12 protein-coding genes are annotated in these 14,371 nt (G+C 43.0%); 5 read left to right on the top strand and 7 right to left on the bottom strand.

Features of this window, described 5'->3' with window-relative positions:
* Nucleotides 1-63 precede the first annotated feature (63 nt).
* The 4 genes from msrA to nadE form a co-directional block, all read right to left on the bottom strand.
* A complete protein-coding gene (msrA, locus tag GLV98_RS15825) occupies nt 64-750 on the bottom strand; it encodes a peptide-methionine (S)-S-oxide reductase MsrA (protein WP_337193765.1) in 687 nt (228 codons plus the stop codon).
* Between the two features lie 86 nt (nt 751-836).
* Nucleotides 837-2,744, bottom strand: coding sequence for an endonuclease MutS2 (locus tag GLV98_RS15820; RefSeq protein WP_160916987.1), 1,908 nt, complete (start codon nt 2,742-2,744; stop codon nt 837-839).
* A gap of 385 nt (nt 2,745-3,129) precedes the next feature.
* Nucleotides 3,130-3,687: a cysteine hydrolase family protein gene (locus GLV98_RS15815; protein ID WP_160916985.1), complete on the bottom strand. Its 558-nt coding sequence runs from the start codon at nt 3,685-3,687 to the stop codon at nt 3,130-3,132.
* A 19-nt stretch (nt 3,688-3,706) separates the two neighbouring features.
* On the bottom strand, nt 3,707-4,447 hold the full coding sequence (gene nadE / locus GLV98_RS15810; RefSeq protein ID WP_160916983.1) for an NAD(+) synthase: 741 nt from the start codon (nt 4,445-4,447) through the stop codon (nt 3,707-3,709).
* 793 nt (nt 4,448-5,240) lie between these two features.
* Here nadE and bshB2 point away from each other — a divergent pair.
* Nucleotides 5,241-5,927 carry a bacillithiol biosynthesis deacetylase BshB2 gene (gene bshB2, locus GLV98_RS15805; RefSeq protein ID WP_160916981.1) on the top strand — a complete coding sequence of 229 codons (687 nt, stop codon included), beginning with the start codon at nt 5,241-5,243 and terminating at the stop codon, nt 5,925-5,927.
* A 157-nt stretch (nt 5,928-6,084) separates the two neighbouring features.
* Nucleotides 6,085-6,834, top strand: coding sequence for a FixH family protein (locus tag GLV98_RS15800; protein ID WP_160916979.1), 750 nt, complete (start codon nt 6,085-6,087; stop codon nt 6,832-6,834).
* A 54-nt stretch (nt 6,835-6,888) separates the two neighbouring features.
* Here the strand turns inward: GLV98_RS15800 and typA are convergent, their stop codons facing one another.
* The gene (gene typA, locus GLV98_RS15795) at nt 6,889-8,730 is read right to left on the bottom strand and encodes a translational GTPase TypA (protein WP_146815258.1); all 1,842 of its coding nucleotides are present in this window, start codon (nt 8,728-8,730) and stop codon (nt 6,889-6,891) included.
* Between the two features lie 317 nt (nt 8,731-9,047).
* On the opposite strand from typA, the gene GLV98_RS15790 reads away from it, so the two are divergent.
* A complete protein-coding gene (locus GLV98_RS15790; RefSeq protein ID WP_160916977.1) occupies nt 9,048-9,989 on the top strand; it encodes an RluA family pseudouridine synthase in 942 nt (313 codons plus the stop codon).
* 32 nt (nt 9,990-10,021) lie between these two features.
* On the opposite strand, the gene GLV98_RS15785 is transcribed toward GLV98_RS15790, so the two are convergent.
* Both GLV98_RS15785 and GLV98_RS15780 read right to left on the bottom strand, forming a co-directional pair.
* Nucleotides 10,022-10,321: a 4a-hydroxytetrahydrobiopterin dehydratase gene (locus GLV98_RS15785; protein ID WP_160916975.1), complete on the bottom strand. Its 300-nt coding sequence runs from the start codon at nt 10,319-10,321 to the stop codon at nt 10,022-10,024.
* Nucleotides 10,322-10,340: 19 nt separating this feature from the next.
* Complete coding sequence (locus GLV98_RS15780; protein WP_160916973.1) at nt 10,341-12,113, bottom strand: M3 family oligoendopeptidase; 1,773 nt, start codon at nt 12,111-12,113, stop codon at nt 10,341-10,343.
* A 555-nt stretch (nt 12,114-12,668) separates the two neighbouring features.
* Here GLV98_RS15780 and GLV98_RS15775 point away from each other — a divergent pair.
* Nucleotides 12,669-13,589: a TIGR03571 family LLM class oxidoreductase gene (locus GLV98_RS15775; protein ID WP_160917126.1), complete on the top strand. Its 921-nt coding sequence runs from the start codon at nt 12,669-12,671 to the stop codon at nt 13,587-13,589.
* Nucleotides 13,590-13,611: 22 nt separating this feature from the next.
* Nucleotides 13,612-14,313 (top strand): DUF5694 domain-containing protein, encoded by a 702-nt coding sequence (locus GLV98_RS15770; protein WP_160916971.1) that lies wholly within the window; start codon nt 13,612-13,614, stop codon nt 14,311-14,313.
* Nucleotides 14,314-14,371 lie beyond the last annotated feature (58 nt).

The following is a 14,371-nucleotide window of genomic DNA, read 5'->3' as shown; positions in this document are numbered from 1 at the left end:
GCAGAAGCGAAGGGGTTTTGTTTTTGTATAAAAGATGGCGTCGAATAGTGAAAATGAAAAAGCTTATTTCTTAGGAAAATCCACTTCTAAGTCTTCTCCCCATTTTTCTTCTAAATATTGATCGCGACCGGAATTTCCACGGTAAAAATCGTACCTTAGATTATTTTTCTTATAATAATCCTGATGGTATTCCTCCGCTTTATAAAACTCTTCCGCTTCCAGGATAGGAGTGACTAATTCATTCTGAAAGCGACCTGAATTTTGAAGTGCTTGTTTGGATTGTTCAGCGATTTCCCTCTGCTCAGGGGTGTGATAAAAAATGGCGGTCGTATATTGGTACCCTCGGTCCACAAACTGCCCTTCGTCATCGGTCGGATTGATTTGTCTCCAGAAGACATCGAGAATCTGTTCATAGGAAATGACGTCTGGATCAAAATAGACTTGGACAGACTCAATATGTCCCGTTCCTCCAGAAGATACTTCATCGTAAGAAGGATTTTCTGTTTCCCCTCCCGTATAACCGGATACGACACTATGGACGCCCTTCAGTTTTTCAAATGGAGGCTCCATACACCAAAAGCACCCTCCCGCCAAAGTTGCCACCTCGTACCCTTCAGGGATCTCACTTGCTGTCACAGCTTCACTATCATAATTTCGTTTTGTTAAATAGGCATAAGCTTCCGGGATGGCAAAAACAGCAACTAATGAAAGTACGGCTATAATCATGACCCATTTTGTCCGCTTCTTCACATCCTTCACCCCTTTTGGCTATTTTCTTCAGAATAACACGTTTATCTGTGGCAATTGAAATGCTAACACTCTTTCTATGTGCACGCTCATTCTTCCTCTTCCAAAGTTAAGCCATCCACATGTTTTCGATCCATTACTTTTTTTATCTTCCTATATTCCTTGGATTTGAAAATAATATCAAAATCATAATCCTCCGGGTAAAGTTCCTCAGCTGAAATGTGGAGTTTCAAGCGCTTGTGGTTGTATTCTTTCTTTTCCCCTTTGATTTGGACAACATAATTCCCTAAAGCATCCGGTCCTTTATAGACGATCCCCATTTCTTCTTCTGAAGGGATCCAGACATTATCCCCCATCTGAAAACCTGCTTTCTCTTTCTTCTGAGCTTTGCGTTTTTGCCTGTACCGATTAATCGCCATTTGCTTAGCATAGGACGGATTTTTTAAAAGTTGATCGTCTTTCGTAAAGCTCCCTTTTTGCTTATATGTGATGTCATAAGCATGATTGAGGATTTCCGGATGCAATCCTAATTTATAGGCGATATCAAACGCCTGACTTTTCCCAGCTGTTCCGATTTGCAGCTGGTACGTAGGCTTCAGAGTTTCTAAATCGAATGCCATCGCTCCATTAACAAATCCTTCTTTTTCCATGGCATAGGTTTTCATTTCACTATAATGAGTGGTCGCCAAAATGGTCGAGCCTTTGTTCGCAAGTTGATCCAGAATGGCAGTCGCCAACCCCATGCCTTCCCCTGGGTCTGTTCCTGAACCGATTTCATCCAGAAGAAGCAAGGAATGATCATTCGCTTGTTGTAAAATGTGAATCAAGTTCGTCAGCCTTGAACTGAAGGTGCTCAAATTTTCTTCAATGCTTTGCCCATCCCCGATATCGACAAAAACATGTTGGAAAAGAGGTAACCTGGTACCAGGCTGTGCAGAAATCGGCAGACCACATTGGGCCATCAAACAAAACAGACCGACTGTTTTTAAGGTTACCGTCTTCCCTCCTGTATTCGGTCCAGTAATCAGCAGGGCTTGATCATCTACACCCATATGGAGATTCAGCGGAACGGCTTTTTCTCCTAATAAAGGATGACGCCCTTCCTTGACCTCCATTTCCCCCTGGGAAAAGGTCGGTGAATGACCATCAATAGCCTTGCTGTATTTCGCCTTTGCAAAAAGAACATCATACTGGTGCATCGTTTCCATAGCGATATTCAATTCATACTCCTTTTCCAGAACAGAGGCAGTTAAGGCATAGAGAATTCTTTCCACCTCCTGCTCTTCCTGCATTTTCAAAAGCTGGACCTGCTCTTGAAGGGACGTCACTTCATGTGGTTCTATGAATAACGTGGCTCCAGAAGAAGATTGGTCAAGGATCACACCCTTCACTTTGGATCGGTTTTCTCTTTTGACAGGAAGGGTCAACCGCCCCCCTTTATCTACTGGCCTTGTCTCTTGAAGAAAAGAGCTATACTTTTTAGCTGAACTTTCCATTCTGGTTTTCATGTTGCTGAGTGTTTTGTCTATTTTTCTTCGCAGCTTTCCTAACTCTTTTGATGCAGACTCATCGATTTGGCCATGGCGTATGTTCCCATAAATCTCTTCTTCCAATTGGGATAAATCCGCAATGGAATCGACATACAAGGAGATGGTCGGGGCTAGAATCTGCTTATCTTTCATAAACCGTTTCAACTTTGTACAATGCTCCAGAAAAGAGACAAGGGAACCAAATTGCTGCGGGCGTATATAGATGCCTTTGTTCCCTTGATCAATCATGACCTGAATGTCACCCAATGTATGAATGGGTACATGACTGTGACGATCGATAATAGCTCGAGCTTCTTTGACTTCCTCATGCATTCTTTCCAATTTCTTTTGGTCATTGGATGGTTGCAACCCCAAAATCGTTTCTTTCCCACGATCCGTATGAGCAAAGTCACTGACCCTTGTTAAAATAGTGTTCAAACCTAAACTTTCAAATGTTTGCTGATTCAATGTTTTTTCCTCCTCATTTTGACAGGTGATCAATAAAAATAAAAAAGTCCGCAACAAGCTGAAGATAGCTCGCTGCGGACTTCGTAAGGACACATAAAGAATGTCGTTCCACGAATGTACGAAAAAAAGCTATGACTGAATAAGCCAGTCATAGCTTTTAGGATCGTTTTATCCAGCTATGCTTATGCTTGTTCTTAACTGTTCCTGAAAAAGGGTATAACAAACCAAGCATGCTTTCGCACACTTTTTTTCAGGACGTATCCGGTTCATGGATTAGTTAAGAACAACCACACTCATAAATCATTTCTCCTTCACGGGTTAAAAGTTACATTCGTGGAACCATCACCTGTGTTCCCTTATAATATATGACAGGTTCCCCCAACTGTCAACGGCTGAAGATATCATTTAAAAGAGAACTATCCAACAAATCTGTTCTGGCACCTAAAGAACGCTTCATAATTCTTAAAGCATTTTCATTATCATTTTTATACTCAGAAGCTGTCCCATTTTCCGGCACCCAAATATTGTATTCCCTCATATAAGCATCATTCGCTGTAAAAATCACGCAGATATCACCCGCTACTCCAGTCAAAATAAGGTTTTTCACATCTAGATGATCTAAGAGAATACTTAACTGTGTTCCAAAAAAACCCGAATGCTTTGGTTTAATAATAAAGTAATCATCTTCATCAGGCTCCATTTGTTCAACCACAGGTTTTCCTATCCCCTTTTTACACTCTTCCAGTAATTCCGTTGCATTGTCCTGCCAAAGTCCAAAGTTATCATTCACATAAATCACTGGCACGCCTTGCTGTTTGACCTCTTTTTTGAATTTACGTAAACGCTTTGCGACAGGAAGACTGTTTTCGAGTAGGTTTTCTCCACCATCAAAGTCCATTTTATTGATCATATCAATGATGATGAGTGCTGTATCCTGCTTCATAATTCTACAATCACTCCCCTTAGAAACGTTCGGGACCAGCGGGAATTTGCCGCTTATGTTCCGTCTTCTTGTGAAGTTCTTTTAAATTCTTTTCATCTTCGGGATCGATCTTTTCCCCTCTCAGATAAGCATCGATCGTATCATATGACATCCCCAGTTCTTCTTCATCTGTCTGCCCTTCCCAAAGTTCAGCACTTGGTTTTTTATGAACGATTGAGTCCGTGACATTCAGTGCCTTCGCCATTTCCTTCACTTCTTCTTTTCTGAGATTGATCAGAGGAACAAGGTCCACTCCCCCATCTCCGTATTTCGTAAAGTAACCGGTATAATCTTCTGCGGCATTATCCGTACCTACGACAAGGTAGTTATAGTTGTTTCCAACAGCATAAAGCGTACTCATACGGAGACGGGCCTGAAGGTTCGCACCACCGAGCTGAGACTTCTCATCATTCCAATCCCCTTTTTCATTCAACTGATTCTTAATGGTGTCGTAAGTGGTTTGATAAGCATCCGTCAATTCAATACCAACATAATCAAGCTCTGCTCCTTCTACGACAGCCAACGCATCAGTTTGGTCTTCCACCCCTTTATTAATGGGAAGAATTACACCTAAAGAATTTTCAGGAAACGCCCGCTTGATCAAATAGGACACCACTGCAGAATCAATCCCGCCGCTGATACCGACCAAAAGACCGTCAGCACCTGCTTCTTCTGTCTTCTTCCGCAGCCAATCCGTCAAATACTCAATTCTCTCTTCCATGTTCATAAACTCCCTTCATTTTACAATCTTAAAGATTGCTTTCCTTAAAAAGGGAGAACATAAACCTAAAGCTTGCTTAAGAGAGTAATTAAAGTATTTTGCAGGATTGTGGCAGACTCTATTCCGAGATGTTTCGGGGTTCGTTGCTTGGGATGAGCGTCAGGGGTGGCTGGGAAGCTACTCGTCCAGTTCCATCGCCCAGACACTCGCGTCATAAGCAGAACAGCAAAGGAATGAAAAGGCACATTCCTTTGCTGTTCTGCCTATGCTAGTCCTGTCTACCAGGGCGATTCCGCATTTGAATACCTTCCTGTGGGGGAGTGCAGAGCTTCCTCGGCTATGTCCTGCGGGTTCTCGCCTATCTCCTTTCTCCCACGGGAGTCTCGCAGCTTCCCAACCACCCCATTCGATGAGGATGAAAAACGAACCCCTATTACTTAGAAGGAGCGCCTTCTAACTTCCTTGTCCAATAGTCATGAAGCGTGCTGTAACAGGATTCAGCATTACAATGGGGACGTTACAGACTACTCCATTTCGACAGATCGTGGAACTCTGCTTTTGTGGAGTGGTTTCGAGACACTGATATAATAAAGGGGCGGAGGGGAATGGTGAGACCCCACAGGACGCAGTCCGAGGAGGGTCACCGCGCTCCCGCGGAAAGCGAGTCATTCCCCGCAGCCCCCCATCCACTCAACAAAAGTCTCGAAACTGAGTCTATAAACAAATGACTTTTCATTTTTTCTGATTTAAGCAATAATGTAGGTTAGTGATCCTCTTGAAGGAGTGAAAGAAAATGATCGAACAAGAAAAACACGTACTCGTTATTTTCCCGCATCCCGATGATGAAGCTTTCGGAGTTTCCGGGACCATTTCATCTTATATAAAACAAGGAACCCCCCTTACCTATGCGTGCCTCACACTCGGAGAAATGGGACGTAACCTCGGTAAACCAACATTTGCAACGAGAGAATCCCTGCCTGAAATCAGAAGGAAAGAATTGATTAAAGCTGCGGAAGCGATGGGCATTGAAGATCTTCGCATGATGGGATTGAGAGATAAGACGCTTGAATTTGAAGATGATGGTGAAATGAAAGCTATGGTCCGCCAATTGGTTGATGAACTTCAACCCTCTTTGGTCATCAGTTTTTATCCTGGATTTGCCGTCCACCCCGATCATGAAGCGACTGCACGGGCAGTGGTGCGGGCTTTGAGGGAAATCGATGAAAAAGATCGACCGAAGTTTCACGCGGTAGCGTTTGCTAATGATACGGAAGAGAAGTTAGGCCAGCCCGATGTCATCAATGACATCCGCTCCGTGCAAAACGAAAAATTAGCAGCGATGCGCGCCCATATCTCACAAACCGCACGTATGCTTGAAATGCTCGAAGAGGGTATCAAGGTCAATGACCCTGAAGCGTTGAAATGGGTGACAGACGAACGGTTTTACACGTATGATTGGAATAAAGACAATGTCGAGTAGAGGGCAGCTTTAATAAGCTCCCCTCTTTTTTGTGAAATCATCAAGTATTGTCACAAGATAGTCTAAAATCAAGCAAGAATGTCAAAGCTTTAGATGATATCCTGAGTGTAGGTGTTGACTATCAATGACTCCAATACACAGATAAAGGAGATGCCTAATGAAAAAAGTATTCTTATTCATTCTTTTATTACTTGTGGTCAGTGCTTGTTCTGTAAACAATGACGAGCAGGATTCCTCATCAGCGGAGGAAAATAATAAGGCAGCTGAAGTTCCTGAAGTACAAGTGGAATTTGAGCATGAACCAATCCCTATTAACGAAGAAACGACCATCCAAGCATCTGTCACCCAAGGCGGAGAGCCTGTCCCGGATGCAGAATATGTAGAATTTGAAATTTGGAATAGCGAAGATGGACAGGATTCTTCTGAAACGTTCGAAGCAAAGCATACAGAAAGCGGCGTGTACACGATTACTCATAGCTTTGCAAAAGAAGGTACGTATCAGGTGATTGCTCATACTCAGGTCGATGACCTCCATACGATGCCTCAGAACGAGGTGGCCGTTGGGCAGCAAGCGGATGCCAGTGGACACGAACATGGAGATCATAGTGGAAAGTTCATGGTTCACTTGATGACAGATCAAACCTTTAAAGCTGGAGAAGCATCGACACTCACTACACACATCAACCACATGGAAGAACCTTTTTCTGAAGCGCTTGTGCGTTACGAAATCAGCTCGGATCAAATGGAAAAACACATGTATATCGATGCTGAAGAAAAGGAACCTGGAGAGTACACAGCGAATTATACATTCCCTGAATCTGGTTCTTACACCATCAATATTCATTATGAGAAACCAGCCGAGGAAATCCACGCACACCAAAAAGAGAACATCGAAGTTGTCCAATAAATATAAGAAAAGCCCGGAGCATACCGATATGCTCCGGGCTTTTCTATTGAGTCATTATACTTCTGTGTTTTGAAGCTTCTTCTTCTTCGCCATTTTCTCACGTTCGTTCTTATTCAAATACTTCTTACGAAGACGAACATTTTCAGGCGTTACTTCGCAATATTCATCATCATCAAGATACTCAATGGCTTCTTCCAGCGTCATTTGGCGAGTTTTCTTGATTGTGTTTGTGGTATCTTTGTTCGCTGAACGGATGTTGGTCAAGTGTTTCTCTTTAGTAATGTTAACGGTAAGATCATTCTCACGGTTATGCTCACCGACAATCATTCCTTCGTACACTTCTGTACCAGGTTCAACGAAAATGGTTCCACGGTCTTCAAGGTTCATGATTCCATAAGTGGATGCTTTCCCTTTATCAAGAGAAACCAGAACACCTTCTCGACGTCCGCCGACTTGACCTTTTACAAGTGGCGCATAGCCATCAAAGGTATGGTTCAAAATTCCATAACCGCGTGTCTGGGTCATGAACTCTGTCGAATAACCAATCAAACCACGAGATGGAACGAGGAACTCGAGACGCACTTGGCCATTCCCATCGTTGACCATGTCCTGCATTTCACCTTTACGGTAACCAATGGATTCCATAACTGCACCTTGGTATTCTGCAGGTGTATCAATTTGAACACGTTCTACCGGTTCACACGTTTGTCCATCGATTTCTTTCAGGATAACTTTCGGCTTGGATAGTTGAAGCTCATACCCTTCACGACGCATATTTTCCACTAGGATGGAAAGGTGTAGTTCACCACGTCCTGAAACCGTAAAGGCATCCGGGGAATCTGTTGGATCGACACGCAAGCTGACATCCGTCTCAAGCTGTGTCATCAAACGTTCTTCAATTTGACGGGACGTTACATATTTTCCTTCTCGACCAGCAAACGGACTGTTGTTGACAAGGAATGTCATTTGTAGTGTCGGTTCGTCAATACGAGGGATTTCCATCGCATTCTGGTGTTCAGGTAGACAGACAGTTTCTCCGACGTTAATATCTTCCAAGCCAGCCAGCGCGATAATATCTCCAGCTTTTGCTTCTTCAATTTCAACACGTTTCAAACCGATGAAACCGAACAACTTGGAAACACGGAAGTTTTTCACTGATCCATCCTTCTTCATCAAGGATACTTGCTGCCCCACTTTGATTGAACCATTGAAGACACGCCCAACTCCGATACGGCCAAGATAATCATTGTAATCAAGCAACGTCACTTGGAATTGTAGTGGTTCTTCTTTTGTATCTACAGGAGCTGGAATGTTGTTCATGATCAATTTGAAAATTGGATCCATTGTTTCCTGCTGATCCTCTGGTTCATCTCCAGAAGTTCCGTTCAATGCAGAAGCATAAACGACAGGGAATTCCAACTGCTCATCATCAGCGCCAAGCTCGATGAACAGATCGAGAACTTCATCGACAACCTCATCCGGGCGAGCATTCGGGCGGTCGATTTTATTCAATACGACGACAGGTGTCAATTTTTGTTCCAATGCTTTTTTCAACACAAAACGTGTTTGAGGCATACAGCCTTCATAAGCATCGACAACAAGAAGTACACCGTCAACCATCTTGAGGATACGTTCTACTTCTCCACCGAAGTCAGCGTGACCCGGGGTATCTAGAATATTTATACGCGCATCATTATAATTGATGGCGGTATTTTTGGCTAAAATCGTGATTCCGCGTTCTTTTTCCAAATCATTAGAGTCCATGGCGCGCTCATCGACATGCTCGTTATCACGGAACGTTCCGGAATAGTGAAGCATTTGGTCGACCAATGTTGTTTTTCCGTGGTCAACGTGCGCGATGATCGCTATATTACGAATATCATCTCTGTGTTGCATGAAGCACACACCTCTTTCGTATCACAAATTATTCAACCCTTCTATTATAACATAGTTCTATTACCATAGATACCAGCTTTACATATCGTTAACATCAGAAGCCAAAGTACACCCTCTCAAACAGCCAGAAGCTCCACAGTTACAATCTTACACTTCAAGCCTGACCCCCCATTTATTCCCAGGTGTACCAGGTACAACATAGAGGTGATTGCGTAAAGGGTACAGGAAAGAGTACAATATAGGGCAGTTCGTACCTGGTACCAATATGTGCGATTAACGCCCCGGGTATTCAGTAATTCAGGAAATTAGGTGTAGAAATGAAGACGAAACGTATGGGAGATTGGCTTGAGGTCATCATCCCTGACCAATGGGACGGGTTGACGATCGAAAAAATTCTGAAGAAAGAATGGAATGTACCAAGAAAATTAATGCATAGTTTCCGTTCCAACAAAGAAGTGACTTTAAACAATGAGAACCCTCATTGGAAAACGGCGAAAGTCAAAAGCGGTGACACTTTACGTGTCCGGCTCTTCCGCCCGCAACCACTTGAGGTGACGCCGACTTATATGGATATTGACGTCATTTATGAAGATGACCACCTATTGGTCGTCAATAAGCCAGCCGGCGTATTTACACATCCGAATACACCGCACGAGCATGACACCCTTGTAAATGGAGTGGCCTTTTATTTCCAAATGAATGGCATTGAGGCGACCCCGAAATATGTCCATCGTCTGGACCGGGATACTTCAGGGGCCATCCTTTTTGCCAAACACGACCTTGCTATTGCCATGCTGGGAAAAGAGCTGAAGGAGCGGAAAATTAAAAGAACGTATTTAGCATGGGCACACGGAAAGCTGAAGCCGCGTCGCGGGAAAATCGAACAACCGATTGGAAAAGACCGTCACCACCCTGTAAGAAGACGAGTCTCACAAGGTGGCCAGCATGCGGAAACGCATTACGAAGTTCTCTCGTACGATGCAGCCCACGATGCTTCTCTAGTGAAATTACAGTTACAAACCGGGAGGACTCATCAAATCCGCGTCCATCTCAGTCATATCGGACACCCGCTCCTAGGGGATGAAATGTACGGAGGAAAAGGAAGCATCGATTACAAACAAGCCCTTCATGCTGCGAGGCTTACGTTGACTCACCCGTTCACTGAAAAGGAAATCCAGTGTCTTGCCATGCCTGCAAACGATTCACCATTATTTTCAGATGAGCAAGTACAGTCTTTAGACCAATCATCCTCTTCATAAGAGAAGCCGCCCCAGTAGGGAGCGGCTTTTTTTCATTTGATTGAATCATAGAGTTCGTCATATCTCTCAGCACAGGAAAGGTCAAGTTCGGTGAGTCCCTTCGCATTCCAAGAGGTCAGCTTAAGTGTAACCATTTTATAATCGATGCTGATGAATGGATGGTGTTGAATGTCCTCGGAATACTCAGCGATATGGTTGACGAACTGGACGCCCGTCAGGAATTCTTGAAATCGGTACCGCTTAACAATGAATTTTTCGTCCGTAAGTTTCCAACCGTTTAACTGGGAAACTCGGCGTTCCTTTTCTTCTTGCGGGATCAACTTTTCTTCCATTGTTCACTCCTCCTTTTGATCAAACCAAATCCATGAATGACTCAAGATCAGAAAGACACAGTTCCAACGCATGCACCCAGAAATCTTTCTTTTCTAAATCTACATCCAAATGTTTCTTCGCAAGCTCCTCCACGGTCATCTTACCTGTATCTTGAAGCAAGGAGATATAACGATCTTCAAAAGCTGGACCGACTTCAAGAGCTTTTGCATAGATTCCCATACTGAACAGATAACCAAAAGTATAGGGGAAGTTATAAAAAGGGACATCCGTGATGTGGAAATGCAACTTGGAAGCCCAAAATGTCGGATCATACTCGTCTAACGTTTGGACGTAGGCTTCTTGTTGAGCCTCTGTCATCAACTCGTTCAGCCTCTCCGTTGAAACGACTCCTTGCTTGCGTTCATCATAAAAACGTGTTTCAAACAAGAACCTTGCATGAATATTCATGAAAAAGGCCACGCTACGCTGAACTTTATCCTCCAAAAGCACCAGTCTTTCAGCTTCCGTAACCGCCTCTTTAACGGCTGCATCTGCAACAATCATCTCTGCAAATGTTGATGCGGTTTCAGCAACATTCATCGCATACCCTTGATTCAACTCAGGCAATTCATTCATGACATGCTGATGATAGGCATGGCCAAGTTCATGTGCCAGTGTCGCTACACTCGAGGGACTGCCGGAATACGTCATGAAAATTCTCGTTTCCCCGCTGTCAGGGAAGCTTGTACAGAATCCACCCGGTTGTTTTCCTGGGCGGTCCTCTGCTTCAATCCACCTTTTTTCAAAAGCCATCTCTGCAAAGTCCGCCATTTTGGGGCTGAACTTCCTGAACTGCTGGATAATGAACTCTGCCCCTTCTTGGAAGCTCATTTTCTGATCAGCTTCTCCGAGGGGTGCTTCTACATCATAAAAGCTCAATTGTTCAAGCCCTAATCTTTCCGCTTTCTTTTTCAAATAGGGTACGTAATGCTTCTTATATTCCGTAATCGTCTCCCACATGGCATCCAACGTTTTTTCACTCATTCGATTGTAGTCGAGCGGTTCTTTTAAGACATTCTCCCAACGGCGGTGTTTATAGGTCTGAAGCCTAAAACCTGATAAGTGGTTCAACGTCTCTGTGAATAGATCCGAAGCCTCTCCCCATGTTTCTTGCAGTTTATCGAACGCTTCTTTCCTCACCGATCGGTCGGGGTGATCCAATTGATTAGATGCTTGCCCCACAGATAACTTTTCCCCATTCAACTCAATCGATAACTTCGCGACAAGAGCATCATACATTTGTCCCCACGCATGATAACCATCCACCCCTAGGTCATTAATGAGAGATTCTTTCCCTACTTCTAATTTGTCCTTAGCAAGAGAACGCCTCTCATTCAAAACAAATGAAATCTCTTTAAAAGGGGCCTGATTTATTAAGGATTTCCATACATCGTCATCGACCTGAACAAACACTTGGTCCATTTCAGTTAATGCATTACCTAAACGCGCACCCATTTCACTTCTTTTTGATTGCCACATACTTGCTTTTTTATCATGAACATTCTGCGCACTCAAACAACTCACAAAAGCACCGAATTCACTTAATTGCTTTGTCACCACTTGCATAACCTCTACAATTTTTCTGAGGTCCTCTGTTTGATCTGTATTTTTTGGAGGTGTGAACTGACGAATCGATGCCTCCAAATCATCCATTAGGCGTTCGGTTTTTATCACATAATCTTTCAGCTCTACTGACTCACTACCTCCCTGAAAAATGGAGTCTAAATTCCAAGTCACTTCATAGGTACCCATGACAACTTCCCCTCTCTTCTATGTAAATTTTCCTTGTTAAAAGCCTCTTCTATTATATCAGAATTTTCTAACCACCTCTTTAATGATCCTGTTGTCCACTTTTCTCATATTTTGTCACATTTGGTTGAAATGTTTTTGATATGTTATTGTAATACAAATGAAACCTTTCTGACTATTCAATCGTATTATGAAGTAGAATGTTTAGAACCCGTCCACTCTGTTTTTATGACCAGTCATTAGAAAGGGGATAACAAAAATGAAAAAAAGAATTGAATATGATGCCACAGAAATTGCAAGTGTTGCAGGAGGATCGGCTATTTTGACCACCCTTCTCTACCTAACCATCTATATATTATAATGACTCAAAAAGCTCCCTCGCTATGGGAGCTTTCTTTATTTACCTTCGTACATATAAGCTCCCGTTTGTGGGAGACAATACAACTTCGTGCAACCTTTATGGTTAGTTTTATGAAGGAATTCTCATTATAATAGAAAATAGTCGATAACAATGAAGGAGGGTTCCTTTTGTTTCAAGACCATCGCGGGTATCAGCAAATGCTACAACCAGACCAAATCACATTCGGCTTGACCATCCCCATCGAAAACTATGATGAATCCCCTCCAGAGATGAAGAATCAAGTACAAATGGCTCAACTAGCTGAAGATTTAAACTTTGATTCCCTTTGGTTCCAGGACGTTTTATTAGAAGACCCTACATTTGAAGATCCAGCAACAGGACAGATTTTTGATAGCTTAATCTATCTAACGTATCTGGCTGCCCACACGAAGAAAATCAATTTGGGTACAGCAGCCCTTGTTATGCCGCTCCGGCACCCTTTAAGGACGGCGAAAGAAGTGGCGAGTATCGAAAAGCTTTTTCCTGAACGCCTGATGTTCGGGATTTCATCGGGTGATCGAAGGAAGGACTTTGAAGGCCTGAACATTCCCATTATGGAGCGTGGTCAATGGTTCAGGGAAGCGTTCCATTTTTTCAATGAAGCACTCTACAATGAATTTCCCGAGGTTCACTCTTCATTTGGCACGATGAATCGTTCAAACATTGTACCAAAGCCTGAAAAGCGCATCCCGACTTTTATGACTGGCTATTGCCAACAGACACTGGATTGGGTTGCTGAACATGGAGATGGATGGATGTTTTATCCACAACGTCCAACACAGCAGAAACAAACCATCTCCCAGTATAGAGAGAAAGTGAAACATTACCACGGCGACTCAGCATTCCGTCCCTTCTTTATGCCCCTTCCATTACAGCTGGAAGAAGACCAAAATGCTCCTATTGAAAAAATTCCTGCTGGATATAAAGTGGGGAGAAATGGACTGCTGGATTTGATTGAACAGTATCGTTCCGTCGGCGTTAATCATTTAATGTTCGGTTTAGCCAAAAACAAAAGGCCTGTGGAGGAAGTTGTGCAGGAACTCGGAGAAGACATCCTCCCTCCTTTCAAAATAAAGTGATTACAAAGAAGGAGAGATGGCTGTGATCAAACCAGAAATTTTGCTTGTAGGAACTTTTCATATGTCCATGAATCCAGAGATGGTCAATGATCAACAACAGGAAATTCAAGAAATTATTGTTTCACTGAAAGAATTCAAGCCCACAAAAATTGCTGTTGAAAAATCTTTCTTATTAGAAGAAGAATTGGATCGTAAATTTAAGGCCTTTAAAAATAAAACCCTTACGCCTACCTATGACGAAGTTGAACAAGTCGCTTTTCGGCTTGCCCATGAATTGGAATTGCCAACCGTCTACCCCATCGATGAAATAGTGGATATGTCCAGCCCGACACTAAACGAGGTTTTTGAATGGGCAAAAGAACATCAACCTGCCTTATTTAAAGAAATTATGGAAGTTCAAAAAGGGCTTAAGTCGATGGAAAATAATGAAACCATAAAAACAATCCTACATTATGTCAATGATCCAAACTACAGTGCCGAACTTCAAAGAATTTATATGAAGTTGGCACGTGTGGGGGACAGGCAGCATCAAGTCGGGGTGCAATGGTTAAAACAATGGCATCACCGTGATTTGGCGATAGCCGCAAATATCTCAAGAATTGCAGGTAAGGGTGACCGTATCCTCGTTCTCATCGGTGGGGACCACCTTCACTTGCTGCAACAATTCTTAACTGATAGCGGAGACTTTAATGTTCGATCTGCCCAACCGTACCTTCCCCAATAATTCCCATTGGAAATGCAAACAAAAAAGAGGTTTTCCTTAGTTTAGGAAAACCTCTTTT

It is taken from the genome of Halobacillus litoralis, from assembly GCF_009856415.1.
Classification (GTDB): domain Bacteria; phylum Bacillota; class Bacilli; order Bacillales; family Halobacillaceae; genus Halobacillus; species Halobacillus litoralis_C.
Note: the sequence above shows the minus strand (reverse complement) of the source record. Positions and strands in the feature narration are given on the sequence as shown.